The sequence below is a fragment of the Micromonospora auratinigra genome, from assembly GCF_900089595.1.
In the GTDB taxonomy this organism is placed as follows: domain Bacteria; phylum Actinomycetota; class Actinomycetes; order Mycobacteriales; family Micromonosporaceae; genus Micromonospora; species Micromonospora auratinigra.
On the sequence record NZ_LT594323.1, the window covers coordinates 3,311,363 to 3,329,228 of the forward strand.

Genomic DNA, 17,866 nt, shown 5'->3' on the forward strand with positions numbered 1-17,866 from the left:
TCAGTGCCCGAGCAGCGGCAGGCTACGGCGGGGCGTGTCGTCGTCCAGCTCGCCGAGGGCGAGGGCGGCGAACCGGATCGCGAACGGCTGCCACACCTCCTCGAGGTCGGCCATCGCCCGGTCGCAGGCGGCCACCACCAGCTCCGGGTCGTAGCCCAGCTCGGCCAGGAGCGTCGAGTCGCGCGCCCAGTCGGCGATCATCGCGGTGTCGCACTCGATGTGGAACTGCAGACCCCAGGCCCGGTCGCCGAGGCGGAACGCCTGGTGCGGGTGGCGGGTGGCGGCGGCCAGCAGGGTGGCCCCGTGCGGCAGTTCGGTGATCTCGTCGGAGTGCCACTGGAGCACGTCCGGCATCAGCGGCACGTACCGGAAGAGCGGGTCGGTGTCGGCGGCGTCCCGCTTGCCGACCACGGTCGGCCCGACCTCCGGCCCGGACGGGCTGCGCTCCACCTCGCCGGCGTGGGCGACGGCGAGCAGTTGGGCGCCGAGGCAGATCGCCAGGGTGGGCACCCGCTGCCGGACGGCCTTGCGCAGCAGCCCCTCCAGCGCGGGGAACCAGGGCGCGCCGGGACTGCCGTCGGTCAGCGGGTACGCCTGCTGCTCGCCGCCGAGCACCACCAGCGCGGCGTACCCGTCGAGGTCGGCCGGGAGGGCGTCGCCGGCGTGCGGGCGCAGCACCCGCAGCTCGACACCGCCCTCGGTCAGCCACTCCCCCAGTCGGCGGAGGTCGTCGGTCGGGTCGTTCTCGATCACCAGCGCGGTCGCCACGACGTCGAGGCTATCGGGTACGCCCGACGGCACCCGGTCCGGCTCCGCACGGCGCGGCGCCCACTAGGCTGCGGCAGGTGCTCACCGACGACTGCGTACAGCCCCCGGTCCTGCGTCCCGGCGACACAGTGATGCTGGTGTCGCCCTCCGGCCCGACCCGGCCGGAGCGGGTGGCGCGCGGCATCGAGCTGCTGACCGGCTGGGGGCTGCGCCCCGTGCTGGCCCCGAACGCGTACGCCCGGCAGGGTTACCTGGCCGGCGGGGACGAGCTGCGGGCGGCGGACCTGGACACCGCGTTCGCCGACCCGACGGTGCGCGGGGTGATCTGCACCCGGGGCGGTTACGGCGCGCAGCGGGTGGTCGACCTGATCGACATGGCGGCGGTCCGCCGGGACCCGAAGGTGGTGGCCGGCTTCTCCGACATCACCGCCTTGCAGTTCGCGCTCTGGCGGGGCGCCCGGCTGGCGAGCGTGCACGGCCCGGGGGCGGCCTGGCTGGACGAGCGGACCCCGCTGCGCTCGGCGGAGTCGCTGCACACGGCGCTGATGACCACCGCGCCGGTGACCGTCGAGGCGGTACGCGACGAGGAGACGTACCCGGTGCGGGTGCCCGGCCGGGCCGAGGGCCGGCTGCTCGGCGGCAACCTGTGCCTGATCACCGCCTCCGTCGGCACGCCGGACATGCCGGACCTGACCGGGGCGGTGCTGCTGGTCGAGGAGGTGCAGGAGCCGCCGTACAAGGTCGACCGGATGCTCACCCACCTGCGGCGCTGCGGCGCGTTGGACGGGATCGCCGGGGTGGCGGTGGGGCAGTTCACCGAGTGCGCCGACGGTTGGGACACCACCGTGGTGGACGTGCTCACCGAGCGCCTCGGCGACCTGGGCGTGCCGGTCCTCGGCGGGCTCCCGGTCGGCCACGGCGTCGGCCAGCTCACGGTGCCGGTCGGCACCCCCGCCGTCCTCGACGCGGACGCCGGCACCCTGACCGTGTCGGCCGCGGTCCGCTGACGAGCGACACACCGACAAATACTCACAAAAGCCTCCAGAACGCGAGAATCTGTCGATACGGTCAGTGACATGCCCTTATCGGGCATACCGCCGCAGGTCGGCGGGGTCGTCGCACCGTGGAGGGCCAGATGAAGCGTCGGAACAGGCTGCGACTCGCGATCGTGTCCGCCCTGGCGGCGGCCGTCGCGCTGGCCTCCGCCCTGCGCATGCCGGTCGCCGGCGCGGACGACGGCGGCGGACGCGGCTGGTGGAGCAGCGACGACGGCGGCCACCACCCGGCACCACCACCCCCGACGCCCGCGCCGCCACCGCCCGCGCCACCCGGCGCGGTACCGCCGCCCCGGGACGCGTGGGCGTGGACCCAGCTCACCCCGGAGGGCACCCAGGTCAGGTTCGCCACCCCCGCGACCGACTGCCCGTTCCTGACGATCACCACCGGGACGCAGTCGGTCCGCCGCCGGATGGTGCTGGAGAGCACGGTCGGCCTGTTCCCCAGCACGGCCACCGTTTGCACCCGGCTGGTTCCGCCGGCCGCCACGGCGGCGCAGATCGACGTGCGGACCAGCCCGGCCCCGGTACGCCCCGACGTCAACGGGGTCGTTCCGCTGCCGAACTGGACCCAACCGGGGGCGAGCGTCGTACGGCCGGCCAGCATCGCCGAGATCGGCGACACCGGGTGTCGGATCCCCGCCGTCGGCCCGGCCCAGATCTGCACCGGACAGCCGGACAACTGGCCGTTGCAGCGCGTCGCCACCAACGCCGCCACCAGCCCGGTGCCGCCGAACCTGGTCGTGCACACCGGCGACTACATCTACCGGACCCGCCCGGAGCAGCAGCCCGCGCCGCTGTGCGGCGGACCGGGTACCAGCACGAGCCCGCACACCTGGGGCTGCCTGGTCACCGACTTCTTCGAGCCGGCGCAGGCGTTGCTGGCGCGGGCCCCGTTCGTGTTCGTCCGGGGCAACCACGAGACCTGCGGCCGCTCCGGCGAGGTCTGGTTCCGCTACCTGGCGCCCACGCCGAACCCGAACGCGTGTGCCGCCACGCCCCCGGAGGACTACAGCCCGCCGGTCCGCATCGACGCCGGCACGCTGCGCCTGCTGCTCATGGACACCTCCTGCGCCGGTGACGACCAGCCCGTCGCGACGTGTGCGACGAGCCAGCGGGTGCCCACCTACACGGCCGAGTTCGAGCGGGTGAACACCAGCCTCGTCGGGCCGGGCGACAACTTCCTGCTCAGCCACACCCCGATCTGGGCCGTGGTCGGGCAGAGCCCGTTCGGCAACCCGGAGTACATCGACGGGGACCTCGAAAAGGCGGTGGCCGGGACCACCCTCCAGACGCTCGACGCCGGCATCAGGCTGATCCTGTCGGGCCACGTGCACCTCTACCAGATGCTCGACTTCGACCGCAGCACCGCACCGCGCCGTCCGCCGCAGGTCACCGTCGGCGACTCGGGCACCGCGCTCGACCCGAAGACCTGGCGGGACGCCGACCTGATCGGCAAGCCGGTGGACGGCGTACCGCTGGGACACCTGATCACCGTGCAGGCCTTCGGCTACGCGGCCCTGCGGGACATCGGGACGACGTGGAACCTCCAGTTCCTCAACCAGTTCGGCACCCCGGTGACGGGTACCGACTGCACCCTCGTGGGCACCGAGTTCCCCGCCTGCGTCTGACGGCTGCGCGGCTCCCACGGTCCGGCCGGTGGGCGGAGTTCCCGCCGGCAGGACCGTGGGTCAGGGCGTGAGGACGGCCACGGCACCGATTTCGAGGGCCGTCCAGACCGTGCCGTCGGGGGCGACGGCGAGGCCGTGCGGCTCCGAGGCGGGCGTCGGCAGGTCGTGACCGGTGATCCGGCCGGCGGGGTCGACGTGGCCGATCCGGTTCGCGGCCCACTCGGTGAACCAGCAGCCACCGGCCGGATCGGCGACGATGGCGTGCGGCCGGGCCGCCCGGTCGGGCAGCGGGAACTCGGCGATCCGGCCGTCGACGGTGATCCGGCCCAGCTGGCCGGCGGCGATCTCGACGAACCAGAGCGCGCCGTCCCCGCCCCGGGTGATGCCGACCGGGCCGGCGTCGGCGGTGGGCAGGGCGTGCAGCGTGACCTCGCCGGAGACGTCGATCCGGCCGATCGCGTTCGCCCGGTTGAGGGTGAACCAGAGCGCCCCGTCCCCGCCGGCGGTCAGCATCGACGGGAAGCCGCCGGTCACCGGGAGCGGGTGGCGGGTGACCGCCCCGTCGACGGTGACCCGGCCGATGGTGTCGTCGCCCGTGCCCGCGTACCAGAGGGCGTCGTCGGGACCCACGGCGAGCCCGCACGGGGCGGTGCCGGCCGGGAGCGCGACGGAACTGGTGCGCCCGTCGACGGTGACCCGGCCGAGGCGGTCGTCGCCGGAGCGGGTGTACCAGAGCGCGCCGTCCGGCCCGGCGGTGATGATCAGTGGCCGGCTCGCCGGCGGGTCGGCGTCGAAGATCCGCACGCCGGCGTCGGGGCCGAGCCTGGCGATGCCGCCGGAGCCGGCCAGCGTCAGCCAGAGCGCGCCGTCGGGGCCGATGGTGATCGAGTACGGGCCGGAGCCCGGCCCGGTGAGCGGGACCTCGCGGATCACGGGCGGTGTCATGGGGTGGCCTTCCGTCGGAATTCGTCCCACCCTTCCGGTTCCGCCGACGGCGCGGCAACCACTTTCGGCCGCGCCCGGTGCGGAACTCTCAGCGTGTTCATAGGGTCGCGACGGTGTTTCCCCAGGTTGAGCGGTCACTGTCGGTGAGGTCATCGTCCCACCACCGAACTGGAGTACCGCATGATCCGCACGACGAGGAAGCGCCTGCTGGTCGGCCTGGCCGCCGCCGGAGTGCTCGGCGTCGGGATCGCCGCCCCGGCGGTGGCGCTCGCCGACGACAAGAGCCCGAGCCCGAGCGCCGGCACGAGCACCGAGCAGGGCGGCGACCGCCGCGCCGACCGGCAGGCCGAGTTCGCCGAGGCGCTCGCCAAGGAGCTGGGCGTACCGGCCGACAAGGTGACCGCCGCCCTGGAGAAGCTGCGGGAGCAGCGGCAGGGTGACCGGCCCGAGCGGCCCTCGACCGAGGACCGGCAGGCGATGCTGAAGCAGCGGCTGGACCAGGCCGTCAAGGACGGCAAGCTCACCCAGGAGCAGGCCGACGCGGTGCTGAAGGCCGCCGAGGCCGGGGTGTTCCCCGGTCCGGGTGGCGGCGGCCACCGCGGCTGGCACCGCTGACCGGTCCGCGCGTGACCCGGGTGGCCCCGCCGGCTCCGCACCGGCCGACGGTTCCCTCCCGGCCGGGACCCTTCCACGGCGGGGCCACCCGTGACCTCTCCCCCACCGGTCCCCGCCCCGGCAGCGTCGCCGGGGCGGGGGCCGGTCCCGTTCAGCGCAGGTACGGCCCGTCCGTGCCGATCTTGCCGGGGGCCGGGTTGCCGGGCAGGTCGAGCACGTAGACCCGCAGGTTGCCCTTGCCGCTGACCGGGGCGGTCAGGGTGCCGTTGCCGACCGTCTGCACGGTCCCGGTGACGACGTCGACGTAGCGGCCGTTGGGGATGCCGGTGAAGGTCGCGCCGCCGGAGACGGTGACCAGCGCGAAGCTGTCCACCGTGCCGGCGGTGTAGCGCCGCTTGTACGCCAGCGTGTTCCCGCTGATCCCCTCGGTCGAGTACTGCCCCTTCTGCAGGGCGGGTACGGCCCGCCGGATCCGGTTCAACCGCTGCACGTGCTTGACCAGCGGCTGGCTCAGCGTGGTGGCGACCGCGCCGCCGGCCGAGCCGACCACGCCGAAGTCGGTGGCGGTGACGCTGCCGGCCAGGTGGTCGCCGTAGTAGGCGCGGCCGGTGGTGGCCAGCGGGCAGGTCGGCCCGCAGTCGATCCGGGCCCCCTTCTGGAACTCGATCTCCGAACCGTAGTAGAGCGTCGGGATGCCGCGGAACGTCCACATCAGGCTCATGTTCTCCGCCCAGGCGTCGGTGCCGCCCGCGTACCGGGTGGAGGACTTGTTCGGCCCGTAGTCGTGGCTGTCGACGTAGACCACGTTGTAGGTGGCGTCGTTGTAGCTGTCGTCGGAGTCCCTGCCGTTGAGGAACGCGTTCGTCGCGTCACCGAAGTTCATGTGCATCCGCATGTCGATGACGTTCATGCCGGAGAACGTCGAGTGGTCCGGGGCGTGGTAGTCGTTGCCGCGCAGGAACGCGTTGTCGGTGGTGGGTTGCCCGCTCGGGCCGAGCAGCTGCTCGTAGTCGTACTGCTCGATCGCCGCCTTGACGTCGTCCGGGCTGTACTCCTTGCGCTCGGACCAGGTGTAGAACTGGGCGGAGTGGTTGACCGAGCCGCGGTTCCACTTGTCGTTGACGAACGCGGCGACCTCGCCGAAGACGTAGAAGTCCCTGCCCTTCGCGCCGAACCGGGAGACGGCGTGCTGCCGGATGGCCGGCAGGAAGCGCCGGTTCCAGGTGACCCGGGGGATGTGCACGGCGGTGTCGATCCGGAAGCCGTCCACCCCCATGTCGATGTACCGGTTGTACGCGTTGATCAGGTACTGCTGCACGGTGGCGTTCTCGGTGTTCAGGTCGGCCAGGTCCTCGTGCAGCCAGCAGCTGCGGGCGTCCTCGCCCTCCCAGTTGCCGATCCAGCACTGGTGGTAGAGGTCGGCGGGGAAGAGCTTGCCGGTCGGGGTGGGCCACTGGCAGTTGTAGAGGGTGAAGCCCTCGGCGCTGCGCCCGCCGGTCGGCGTACCCCAGTTCAGGCACTGGTTGCCGGTGGGCGGGGCGGACGACCACAGGTCCCCGTTGTACGGCCGCCCCTTGGCCTTGGCGTTCTGCGCGGGCGTCAGGGCCGGGTCGGTGCCGGTCGCCTCGACCAGCGGGTCGTACTCCCGGCCGGCCTGCGGCTGGTCGTAGTACCACTTCCACTGCTCGTCGCGGACGCCGTACACGGTGGGGGTGAAGAGGCCCTTCGCGCCCCAGCGGGACGTGTGGTTGTAGACCACGTCCTGGAAGATCTTGATGCCCTTGGCGTGCGCCGCGTCGATCAGGTTCTGGTAGGACGCGCCGGGGCTCTCCAGGCGCGGGTCGACCCGGTAGAAGTCCCACCCGTGGTAACCGTGGTAGTCGTAGTCGGAGCGGTTGAGCACCACCGGGGTGATCCAGATGGCGGAGAAGCCCAGGCCCTTGATGTAGTCGAGCTTGTCGACCAGGCCCTTGAAGTCGCCCCGGAACATCGGGTCGTCGTTGGCCGCGTTCCCGGACGCCACGTGCTGGCTGCCGCCCCGGTCGTTGCCGGTGTCCCCGTCGGCGAAGCGGGCCGTCATGACGAAGTAGATGCTGTCCTCACGCGGGTCACCGCCGAGCGGTGCGCCGCCGGCCGGCGCACTCCCGGTGGTCGCGGACGCCGGCAGGCTCGCCGCCGACCGGTTGCCGGCCGCGTCCACCGCGCGCACGGTCCAGGTGTACGCCGTGCCGGGCAGCAGGTCGTAGGCGACGTACCGGGGGGTGGTGCTGGTGACGGTGGTGCTGCCGGCGCCGCCGGTGCGGGTCAGCTCGTACCCGGTGACGCCCCGGTCGTCGGTGGCGGCGGTCCAGCTCAGCGTCACCGCCAGCCCGTCGGCGGTGGCGGTGAGCCCGGCCGGGATGCTCGGCGGCGTGCGGTCCGGAGTGGCCGGGGCGCACGGGTCGGCCGCGTTCGGCGTGACCCGGCCCGCGTCGACGGTGCTGCGCCCGGTGCCGATGGGGTAGTCGGCGGAGTTGTTGTTGTCCCAGGTGCCGGCGGTGTCGTTGAAGGCGGCGGTCAGGCCGGTGGCGCTGCCGAGGTCGACCACCCGGCGGGCCCAGCCGGCGCAGCGCACCTCCATCGCCACCCCGGGTGCGGTGGTCCACGTCCCGCCGGTCGGCCGGTAGTGGATGTTCGCGGCGGTCCAGCCGCGCGCGGTGAGGTGGTACCAGACCTCGGCGGTGTTGCCCGCCGGGGACGGGGACGGGGTGGCGCTGCCGGACGGGCCCGGTGACGGCGTGCTGCCGGCGCAGGGGTCGCCGGTGCCGACCTTCCCGGCGGCGACGGTGACCGTGCCGGTGCCGAGCCGGTAGTTGGCGCCGTTGTTGTTGTCCCACACGCCGCCGCCGTTGGTGAAGACGACCTGGAGACCGGCGGCCGCGCCGAGGTCGATGGTGCTGCGCCGCCAACCGGTGCAGGCGGTGCCCATCGGTACGCCCGGCACGGCGGTCCAGGCCTGACCGTCGACGCCGTAGTGGATGTTGACCGCCCCGCCCCAGGCGGCCGGTGGCTGGTAGTAGACGGTGACGGAGTTGGCGGCCGCCGCCGCGCTGAACGGCAGCAGCCCGACGACGAGGCCGGCACCGAGCGCGAACGCGCCCCACCGGCGTCGGGACGTGATGGTGGTCCGCCTCATGGTGGCTCTCCTGACGCCCGCGCCCGCCGCATGGGCGCAAAAGGATGAAGGCGTTGCAAGAAGTTGCGGTTGCGGTGCCAGGAAGTTACCAGCTTCAATCCCCCGAAACCAGGGGTTCATCATCGACGGATCCGGATTTCCTCGCGCCCCGCCACTGCAATGGCTTGCACCTGCCGAAACAGCTTGCGACGGGGTTCGGGTGCGGCTGTGGTCATCGGGGCGAGCACCGCCGCACCCGGACCGCTCAGCCCTCGGCCGGCGGGGTGAAGACGCCGATCAGGTTGCCGAACGGGTCGCGAAGCCGCGCCTGCACCAGCCCGCTCGGGGTGGTGTTCGGCGGCACCAGCACCGTGGCGCCCGCCGCCTCCGCGCGCCGGCAGGTCTCCGCCACGTCGGCCACCTCGGCGTAGAAGGTCGCGTAGTTCGGAGCACCCGCGTCGAGCGTCCGGATCGCGCCTCCGATCCCCCGCTCACCCCCGGCCACCGTCTGACGGTACGACCCGCCCTGCGCCTCGAACGCCCAGCCGAACAGCCCGGCGTAGAAGCGCTCGGCCTCGTCGGGGCGGTCGGAGCCGATCTCGAACCAGGTCACGGGCGTGCTGGACATGCTTCCTCCTCGGCTGCGCCGGCCGGTCGGCCGGCGTCGTCAGGAGTCAGCTTCACCGGTGTCCGCGACACCGTCCTGTCGGTGTTTCCCGGTCAGTCCGCCGCCCCGCCGGGCATCGGGAACCCGCGAGGCGAGAGCGAGCCGGGATCCAGGACCAGCGGCCGGATCCGGTGCGCCAGGTCAGGACGGCGTCCGCCCAGCAGCAGGATCAGCCGTTCCGCCTCCTCCGGGCTCAGGTAGTACTGCTCGACCCCGAGTTCGGAGAGCCGGACCAACGCCTCCACCGCCAACTCCTCGGTGCGCGGGCTCCAGGAGCCCTGGTCGTTGTGGACCACCTTGCGCACCAGGCGCGCCACGTCGCGGGTCACCGGGTCGTCCCCGCTCATCAGGGCCAGGCAGCAGCGGAGATACGCCGCGGCGGGACGGTCCCCCCGGGTCGTCACGAAGTCGAGCCCGTCCAACACCGAGGCGGCGACGGTGCGGGACACGGTGCGGTCGGCGGCGAGCCGGTCGAGCAGCACCTCGGCCAGGTCGGCGACGGCCCGCCCGTTCCTCTCGCGCGAGGCGACCACCACCGACCCGAATGCCTGGTAGTGCCAGGCCCGCTCCACCGGGACGACACCCGGCGAGCCGAGCAGTGTAGCCAGGAGCACCCGACCCACCGAGGACTGACCCGAGCCGCCCTCGCCCACCAGGGTGCTGAGCGCCGGCGGAAAGACCTCCAGCAGCGGCGCCACCGCGTGCGCCACCAGATCTCCGTCGACGTCGCACTCGAAGTTGGCGGTCGCCCGCACGATCTGCGCGTCCGGACCCGACTCGCCCCGCAACCAGGGCCCCGGCGACGTCGTCGGGGCGTACGTCCACGCGAGGTCGACCTCCGCCGGTCGCCACCCCGCATGTGCCAGGAACAACCGGATCTGCCGCTGCCGGCCGTCCCCCAGTCGGTCCAGGGCGACCATGTTGACCAGGCTGCGGTACTCGCCCTCGGCGAGCTGCGAACGCCAGAGCAGGGCCTGCCGCGTCCACGGGACCCGGACGTCCGCCTCCGCGGGGTAGAGCTGGTCGCCGGACAACTCCCGGGCCGCGCAGAGCGCCAGCACGAGCAGGTTGGCGCTGTAGACGGCGTGCCGTTCGGGTACCGACACGGCCCGGGGGCGGTACGACGTGAGCTCCCGGCCGGGCCGGGCGTGGTGGGCGGTCCGGAAGAGCCGGAGCAGCACCTCGGTGATCTCCTCCCGGCGCTCCTGCGGGTGGGACCGGAGGGCCTCGGCGAGGAAGATGACGATCGGCACGCGCCCGGTCAGCGTCGCGAACGAGAGCAGCGCGTGCAACGGATCGTCATCGATCGAGGCGGTACGCAGCATGGTCACGGCGGCCTCCCGGGCCGCCAGCTCCCCCAGCACCAGCGCGGTCGTCCGGGCGACCAGGTACTCGCCGAAGGTGGCGTGCAGGAACTCGTAGGTCGCCGTGCGGTGGTCGCCCTGGAGCGCCTGGGCGCGGTGCACGAAGAAGAACCGCCCGAGCACGATCTCGGCGGCCCGCAACGGCTCCCGGAAACCGCCGTCGGCCCGCAGCCGCGGCGACTCCCCGGCCAGGAAGGACAATCCGGCCAGGTCCGCCTCCAGTTCCTCCTCGGTGACCCACTGGACGCCCCGGTTGAACATCGCGAAGGCCACCACGGCCAACCGGCGCAACTCCGCCTCGGTGGCCCGGGACAGCTCGCGCTCGGAGAGCCCTGGCCGGTGCTTGACCACCTCCCGGCGGGCGAAGCTGCGCAGCAGCCGCTCGTACAGCTCACCCCGGCCCAGCGTGCCGGCCGCGTGCAGGTCGTTGCCGTCGGCCGCGTAGAGGGCCAGCATCAGCAGCAGCAACGGCTGCCCGGCCAGCTCGGGATGGACCAGCACGGCGGCCGGCTCCAGCGGCGGTACGCCCAGCGCCGGGAAACGGTCGGCGTTGGTGGCGTTCCAGGTGGCCACCCAGCGGGCCACCCGGCTCGGGTCGAACGGTTCCAGCCGCAACGCCAGCGTGCGGCCCGGCGGCTTCGCCCGGTCCGCGACGCTGGTACGGCTGGTCACCAGCACCGCCACCGGTCGACCCCGGTCCAGCTCGCGCTGCTGGAACCGGGCCACCTTGAGCAGGTAGTCCGTCTGCGTGACGCCGGTGGCCTGGAGCAGCTCGTCGAAGCCGTCGAGCAGCACCACCGGCAGCGCGTCGCCGGCCGAGCGGGCCAGCGCGGGCCAGTCGAGCCCGTCCCCGATGGCGTCCCGGACCGCCTGCTCGATCTGGTCCTGGAGGTCCACCTCGAGCCGCACCTCGCGCAGCACCACCCGGACGACCAGGAACTCGGTGGCCGGCAACTGGGCGGCGAGCACCCGGGTGAGCACCGACTTGCCGGAGCCGGGTTGCCCCAGCACCAGCAGCGGCGCCCGGACCGCCCAGGGCGACGTGAGGTGCCCGGTCAGGAACTCGGCGAGGTCCTCCCGCACCGGACGCTCCACCCACCACGCCTCGTCGCCGGGCCGCGACCGCTCGTTCAGCGTGACCACCCGGTACGCCGGCGGCACGTACGCCCGGCCGAGCGTGGGCACCCGGAGCCCGTCCGGCACCTCGCCCGAGCTGACGATCGGCCGGTCGAGTTCCGCCCGGTACGCGCGGGCCAGCGCCTGCCGCGCCTCGCTGGGCGTACCGCCGGTGCCGATGGCCGTCACCATCTCCCGCAACTCGGCCAGCCCGACCGCGAGGTGCCGTACCTCGGCCCGGGTCGCCTCGTGCTCGTGCAGTCCCGCCCAGTACCGGACCTCGGCGAAATCGGCCGCCAGAGCGGTGAGCAGATCCCGGTGGCGGTCCACCGCGGACGCCGGCACCCGTTTCAGCGCGTCCCGGAGCGCGTGCTGCTGGCCCACGGTCAACCGGTCACCGACGGCCAGGCCGCCGACGAACGACTCGACCCGGGCCGCCAGGAACCGGTAGTAGAAGTCCAGGGCCTCCCGCAGCTCCGGGTACGGCAGCTCGGGCCCGGGGAACGGCGTCGGCATCTCGAACAGGGTGTGGACGACGTCCCGGGCATCGCTCGGACCCGCGCCCGCCAGGGTCACCTGCTCGGGCTTGCTCAGCGCCAGCTCGGCGAAGTCGAACGGCAGGTCCGCCTCGGCCAGCGCCTCGAAGAACGCGGTCACCGCGATCACCGCGTGCGCCGCCTCCAGCCGCTGGGTCCGCCCGTAGCGGGACAGCCCGGAGCGCTGCTCCGACACGGCGCGCACCAGCTCGTGGCCGAGCCGGACGAAGTCGGCCTTGGCGTCGAAGATGCCCAGCAGCGCCGGCACCGGCACCGACGCGGCCAACAGCGCGCCCCCGGTCAGCCGGTCGAACCAGTCGACCGCCCGGCTCTTCTCCCCGCCCAGCAGGCGTACGGCGTCGGCGTAGCTGAGCGTGTCGGGCACCGGCGTTCCTCCCCCGGGGGACGGCAGACCCGCCAGGATCCCGCATCCGGACCGGAAACGCTGTCGGGTTTCAGACCAGACTGAGCGGACGCAGCCGGTGCCGCGGGATGTCGATGTCCTCGGCGCGCAGCTCCCGGGTGACCGGCTCGGCCAGCGGGCGCACCGAGACGATCCGGTCGGTGCGGAAGCAGCGCACCCCGTCGCGTAGCCGGCACCAGGCCACCAGGTACCAGTGGGTCGGGTTGCCCAGGTAGGCCAGCGGCTCCACGTCGCGCAGCGAATCCGTGCCGCCCCGGTCCGCGTACCGCAGCCGCAGCACGAGCCCGGCGGCGACCGCGTCGGCGACGGCGGCCGGGACGGGACCGGCCGGCCCGCGGTCGATCAGGTGCACCCGGCCGGCGAGCCGGTGCGCCTCGGCCACGTCGGCGGGCGGCAGCACCGCGACCAGCTTGCGCAGCGCCGCGCCGGCCGCCGTGGCGAACGGCGTGCCGGCGAGGCGGTGCAGCGCGACGGCCATCGCCACCGCCTCGCCCGGGCTCAGGTTGACCGGCGGCAGGGTGCGCGACCGGTCGACCACGTAACCGCCGGTGCGGCCCGGCTCGGCCCAGATCGGCACCCCGGCCTGCTGGAGCGCGCTGATGTCGCGCTCGACGGTGCGGGTGCTGACCTCGAAGCGCGCGGCCAGCCAGCGGGCGCTGCGCGGGCGCGGCGACACCGCCCGCAGCTCCTCGACCAGGGCGTAGAGACGGTCCGTCCGGTTCACGCCCGGGACGCTATGCCCCGGGTACGACAGCCGTCAGGCGATGCAGGCGCAGACGATCAGCGCGGCGCCGAAGTGGGTGGCGGCACTGACCCGGGCGGCCGGGTGCGGCTCCTCGGCGCAGATGACCTCGCCGAGCCGGCCCGGGGTGAGCAGGTCGAGCACGAAGAAGGCCAGCGCCATCACCAGCAGGCCGATGATGCCGAAGATGACCGTCGAGGCGAGCCCCTTGGCGAAGTCGCTGTAGCTGGTCAGGATCGCGGTGAAGACGATCCCGGCGATGCCGAGCTGGTTGGCGGCGAGCAGCAGCGCGGCGTTGCCGTTGCGTTGCACCCAGATCAGGTGCCGCAGCTTGCCGGGGGTGAGCAGGTCGACCAGCAGGAAGCCGGCGGCCATCAGCCCCACCCCGACGACCCCGAACACGATGCTCTGCCACGCCCCGCTCAGCAGATCCTCCAGCACCGACGCCTCCCCGATTCGCACGCCGGGCGAGGGTGCCGCGGCGGTGCCGCAGACGATAGCGGCACCGCGCCACTGTGATCTAGAGCGAGAGGTAACGCTGGCGCTCGTACGGGGTGACCTCGCGGCGGTACTGCTCCCACTCGGCGCGCTTGTTGCGCAGGAAGAAGTCGAAGACGTGCTCGCCGAGGATCTCGGCGACCAGTTCGGAGCCGGCCATCACGTCGATCGCCTCGGACAGGTTCTCCGGCAGCGCCTCGTACCCCATCGCGCGGCGTTCGGCGCTGCTCAGCGACCAGACGTCGTCCTCGGCGCCCGGGGGCAGCTCGTACCCCTCCTCGATGCCCTTGAGGCCGGCGCCGAGCATCACCGCGAAGGCCAGGTAGGGGTTGGTCGCCGAGTCCAGCGAGCGGACCTCCACCCGGGCCGAGTTCGGCTTGCCGTAGGCCGGCACCCGGACCAGCGCGGACCGGTTCAGGTGACCCCAGCAGACGTACGCGGGGCTCTCGGTGATCCGGTCCGGCAGCGCCTGCGGGAAGAGCCGCTTGTACGAGTTGACCCACTGGTTGGTGACCGCGGTGTACTCGCGGGCGTGGGTGAGCAGCCCGGCGATGAACGACTTCGCGACCTTGGAGAGCTTCATCGGGTCACCGGCGTCGTGGAAGGCGTTGCGCTCGCCCTCGAACAGCGACAGGTGGGTGTGCATGCCGCTGCCCGGCTGGTCGGTGAAGGGCTTCGGCATGAAGCTGGCCTGCACCCCGGTGGAGAGAGCCACCTCCTTCACCACGTGCCGGAAGGTCATGATGTTGTCGGCGGTGGTCAGCGCGTCGGCGTAGCGCAGGTCGATCTCCTGCTGGCCGGGGGCGACCTCGTGGTGGCTGAACTCCACCGAGATGCCGATCCGCTCCAGGGCCAGCACGGCCTGCCGACGGAAGTCCCGGGCCACCGCGTGGGTGGTGTGCTCGAAGTAGCCGCCGCTGTCCACCGGGACCGGCAGCGAGCCGTCCTGCGGCCCGTTCTCCAGCAGGAAGAACTCGATCTCCGGGTGGGTGTAGAAGGTGAAGCCCTTCTCGGCCGCCCGGGAGAGCATCCGGCGCAGCACGTGCCGGGGGTCGGCCCAGGACGGGCTGCCGTCGGGCAGCAGGATGTCGCAGAACATCCGGGCGCTCTCGCCGCTGACCCCGCCCTCGAACGGGAAGACCTGGAAGGTGGTCGGGTCCGGCATGGCGACCATGTCCGACTCGAAGACCCGGGCGAAGCCCTCGATCGCCGAGCCGTCGAAGCCGATGCCCTCGTCGAACGCCGCCTCCAGCTCGGCCGGGGCCACCGACACGCTCTTGAGCGTGCCGAGCACGTCGGTGAACCACAGCCGGACGAACCGGATGTCCCGCTCTTCCAGCGTACGGAGGACGAACTCCTGCTGACGGTCCACTTCCCCAACCCCTCGCGACACTCTTGTCCGCCTTCGGCCGGGCTTCACCCGACCTGACCGCCCAGTCTCCCCGGGCCTCGTTACGCAGACGTTACGCGAAGACCCACCGGCCGTCCCGCCGTGTCCCGCCCCGGGGGACGGCACCGGGCCGGGGTGTCGATCGTCTCCGGCGTCCGGTCGGATTCGCCCCACCCCGCTGGGGCAAGATGAGGACATGCCCACCGTGCGTCTCGCCCTGTGCCAGGTCAATCCCACCGTCGGCGACCTCGACGGCAACGCCGACCTGGTCCGCGCCTGGAGCCGGCGGGCCGCCGACGCCGGCGCCCAGCTCGCCCTCTTCCCCGAGCTGGTGCTCACCGGCTACCCGGTGGAGGACCTGGTCTTCCGGCGCTCGTTCGTGGCCGCCTCCCGGGCCGCCCTGACCCGGCTCGCCACCGACCTGGCCGCCGACGGGCTCGGCGACCTGCCGGTCCTGGTGGGCTACCTCGACGCCGACGGGCCGCCGCAGGTCAGCGCCGACGCCGAGCCGGGCCGGGGGGCCCGCAACGCCGCCGCGCTGCTGCACCGGGGCGCGGTCGTGGCCACCTACTTCAAGCACCACCTGCCCAACTACGGCGTCTTCGACGAGGACCGGTACTTCGTGCCCGGCGACACGCTGACCGTGGTGCGGGTCGGCGGGGTCGACGTGGCGCTGACCATCTGCGAGGACCTGTGGCAGGCCGGCGGCCCGTTCGCGGTGGCCCGGCAGGCCGGCGTCGGGCTGGTGCTCACCATCAACGGCTCGCCGTACGAGCTGGACAAGGACGACGTCCGGCTGCCGCTGGTGCAGCGCCGGGCCGCCGAGGCGGGCGCCACCATCGCGTACGTGAACATGGTCGGCGGCCAGGACGAGCTGGTCTACGACGGCGACTCGATGATCGTCGGGGCGGACGGCGCGCTGCTCGCCCGGGCGCCGCAGTTCGTCGAGCACCTGCTGGTGCACGACGTGGACCTGCCGCCCGCCAAGGAACCGGTCGACGCGGGCGGGGAACTCGCCGACGACATGCGCGTCGTCCGCGCGAAGGTCAGCGACATCCTGCCGCCGGCCCCCACCGGCGAGGTCGCCCACGGCGGCATCATCGAGCCGGTCGCCGACGAGGCCGAGGTGTGGCAGGCGCTCGTGCTGGGCCTGCGCGACTACGTCAACAAGAACCGGTTCCCGTCGGTGGTGCTCGGCCTCTCCGGCGGCATCGACTCGGCGGTGGTGGCGGCCCTCGCGGTCGACGCGCTCGGCCCGGACCGGGTGGTCGGCGTCTCGCTGCCCAGCCAGCACTCCTCCGAGCACTCCAGGGCCGACGCCGAGGAACTGGCGAAGCGGACCGGGCTCGACTACCGGATCGAACCCATCCAGCCCATGGTGGACACCTTCCTGGCCAACCTGTCGCTCTCCGGGGTGGCGGTGGAGAACCTCCAGGCCCGGGTCCGTGGCGTGATCCTGATGGCGCTGTCGAACCAGGAGGGCCACCTGGTCCTCACCACCGGCAACAAGAGCGAGCTGGCGGTCGGTTACTCCACCCTCTACGGCGACTCGGTGGGCGGCTACAACCCGATCAAGGACGTCTGGAAGACGCTGGTCTGGCGGCTCGCGAAGTGGCGCAACGCCGACGCGGAGCGGCGCGGCGAGACCCCGCCGATCCCGGAGAACTCGATCGGCAAGCCGCCGTCGGCCGAGCTGAGCCCGGGCCAGCTCGACAGCGACAGCCTGCCCGAGTACGACGTGCTCGACCCGATCCTGATCGGCTACGTCGACGGCGACCTGGGCCGCGCCGGCCTGATCGAGTCCGGTCACGACCCGGCGATCGTGGACAAGGTGCTGCGGATGGTGGATACCGCCGAGTACAAGCGCCGCCAGTCCGCGCCCGGCACCAAGATCTCCATCAAGGCCTTCGGGCGGGACCGGCGGCTGCCGATCACCAACCGCTGGCGCGAGCACGGCTGAGCGACGGCGGTCCCCGGCCCGCCAGTCACGGGCCGGGGAGTGAATTCCTCCACTCCGCCCTGCCGCCGCCGGCTCGTCCGGTGCGACGATCGCGACGGAACCCGGGGACCGCGAACGCGGCCTCGAGGAAGGAGAGAGTCATGGTGGAGTCCACCCCGGCCGAGGTGACCGCCCTCTACGGCGGGCCGGCCACCCGGCGGGTCCGTACCCGTGACCTGATCGCCGCCAAGGAGCGCGGCGAGCGCTGGGCCATGCTGACCTCGTACGACCAGTACACCGCCTCGATCTTCGACCAGGCGGGGATCCCGGTGCTGCTGGTCGGCGACTCGGCCGCGAACAACGTGTTCGGCTACGAGACCACCCTGCCGGTGACGGCCGAGGAGCTGCTGCCCCTGGTGCGGGCGGTGGTCCGGGCGACCCGGCAGTCGCTGATCGTCGGGGACCTGCCCTTCGGCTCGTACGAGGAGGGGCCGACGCAGGCGCTGCGGACCGCGGTGCGGTTCATGAAGGAGGGCGGCTGTCACGCGGTCAAGCTGGAAGGCGGCCGGCGTTGCGCCGCGCAGATCGAGGCGATCGTCGGGGCCGGCATCCCGGTGATGGCGCACATCGGCTTCACCCCGCAGAGCGAGCACACGCTCGGCGGCTACCGGGTGCAGGGCCGCGGTGACACCGCCGAGGAGGTGATCGCCGACGCCCGGGCGGTGGCCGCGGCGGGCGCCTTCGCGGTGGTGCTGGAGATGGTCCCCGGTGAGGTGGCCAAGCGGGTCACCGCCGAGCTGCCGATCCCCACGGTGGGCATCGGGGCCGGCCCGGAGACCGACGCGCAGGTGCTGGTCTGGCAGGACATGGCCGGGCTGCGCACCGGGAGGGCGCCGCGCTTCGTCAAGCGCTACGCCGACCTGGCGGGGGCGTTGACCGACGCCACCCGCCGCTTCGCCGACGAGGTACGCGGCGGCGACTTCCCCGCCGCCGAGCACACCTTCTGAGGACGCGGGGGCCCC

The 17,866-nt window shown here is 73.2% G+C and carries 13 protein-coding genes; 5 read left to right on the forward strand and 8 right to left on the reverse strand.

From position 1 onward, the window contains the following. Entirely contained in the window at positions 1-768 is a 768-nt protein-coding gene (locus GA0070611_RS14520) for a type 1 glutamine amidotransferase (protein WP_091664310.1), read from the reverse strand. 131 nt (positions 769-899) lie between these two features. Between GA0070611_RS14520 and GA0070611_RS14525 the strand changes: the two genes are divergently transcribed. Both GA0070611_RS14525 and GA0070611_RS14530 read left to right on the forward strand, forming a co-directional pair. Further along, positions 900-1,775: a S66 peptidase family protein gene (locus tag GA0070611_RS14525; RefSeq protein ID WP_407940437.1), complete on the forward strand. Its 876-nt coding sequence runs from the start codon at positions 900-902 to the stop codon at positions 1,773-1,775. Between the two features lie 128 nt (positions 1,776-1,903). Next, positions 1,904-3,454: a metallophosphoesterase family protein gene (locus GA0070611_RS14530; RefSeq protein ID WP_091664317.1), complete on the forward strand. Its 1,551-nt coding sequence runs from the start codon at positions 1,904-1,906 to the stop codon at positions 3,452-3,454. Between the two features lie 60 nt (positions 3,455-3,514). On the opposite strand, the gene GA0070611_RS14535 is transcribed toward GA0070611_RS14530, so the two are convergent. Next, on the reverse strand, positions 3,515-4,399 hold the full coding sequence (locus tag GA0070611_RS14535; protein ID WP_091664320.1) for a Vgb family protein: 885 nt from the start codon (positions 4,397-4,399) through the stop codon (positions 3,515-3,517). A gap of 180 nt (positions 4,400-4,579) precedes the next feature. Here GA0070611_RS14535 and GA0070611_RS14540 point away from each other — a divergent pair, with 180 nt between their 5' ends. After that, positions 4,580-5,014: a hypothetical protein gene (locus tag GA0070611_RS14540; protein WP_091664325.1), complete on the forward strand. Its 435-nt coding sequence runs from the start codon at positions 4,580-4,582 to the stop codon at positions 5,012-5,014. A 151-nt stretch (positions 5,015-5,165) separates the two neighbouring features. On the opposite strand, the gene GA0070611_RS14545 is transcribed toward GA0070611_RS14540, so the two are convergent. The 6 genes from GA0070611_RS14545 to glnA form a co-directional block, all read right to left on the reverse strand. After that, complete coding sequence (locus GA0070611_RS14545) at positions 5,166-8,189, reverse strand: carbohydrate binding domain-containing protein (protein WP_091664329.1); 3,024 nt, start codon at positions 8,187-8,189, stop codon at positions 5,166-5,168. A gap of 244 nt (positions 8,190-8,433) precedes the next feature. Continuing rightward, complete coding sequence (locus GA0070611_RS14550) at positions 8,434-8,796, reverse strand: VOC family protein (protein ID WP_091664333.1); 363 nt, start codon at positions 8,794-8,796, stop codon at positions 8,434-8,436. Between the two features lie 92 nt (positions 8,797-8,888). After that, positions 8,889-12,236 carry an NACHT domain-containing protein gene (locus tag GA0070611_RS14555; protein WP_091664336.1) on the reverse strand — a complete coding sequence of 1,116 codons (3,348 nt, stop codon included), beginning with the start codon at positions 12,234-12,236 and terminating at the stop codon, positions 8,889-8,891. Between the two features lie 70 nt (positions 12,237-12,306). Beyond that, positions 12,307-12,999, reverse strand: coding sequence for a helix-turn-helix transcriptional regulator (locus GA0070611_RS14560; protein WP_091664338.1), 693 nt, complete (start codon positions 12,997-12,999; stop codon positions 12,307-12,309). A gap of 33 nt (positions 13,000-13,032) precedes the next feature. Beyond that, on the reverse strand, positions 13,033-13,458 hold the full coding sequence (locus GA0070611_RS14565) for a DUF350 domain-containing protein (RefSeq protein WP_091664341.1): 426 nt from the start codon (positions 13,456-13,458) through the stop codon (positions 13,033-13,035). Between the two features lie 79 nt (positions 13,459-13,537). Next, entirely contained in the window at positions 13,538-14,887 is a 1,350-nt protein-coding gene (glnA, locus tag GA0070611_RS14570; protein WP_091664343.1) for a type I glutamate--ammonia ligase, read from the reverse strand. 214 nt (positions 14,888-15,101) lie between these two features. Between glnA and GA0070611_RS14575 the strand changes: the two genes are divergently transcribed. Then, on the forward strand, positions 15,102-16,865 hold the full coding sequence (locus GA0070611_RS14575; protein ID WP_091664345.1) for an NAD+ synthase: 1,764 nt from the start codon (positions 15,102-15,104) through the stop codon (positions 16,863-16,865). Positions 16,866-17,005: 140 nt separating this feature from the next. Beyond that, a complete protein-coding gene (gene panB / locus GA0070611_RS14580) occupies positions 17,006-17,851 on the forward strand; it encodes a 3-methyl-2-oxobutanoate hydroxymethyltransferase (protein ID WP_091664347.1) in 846 nt (281 codons plus the stop codon). Positions 17,852-17,866 lie beyond the last annotated feature (15 nt).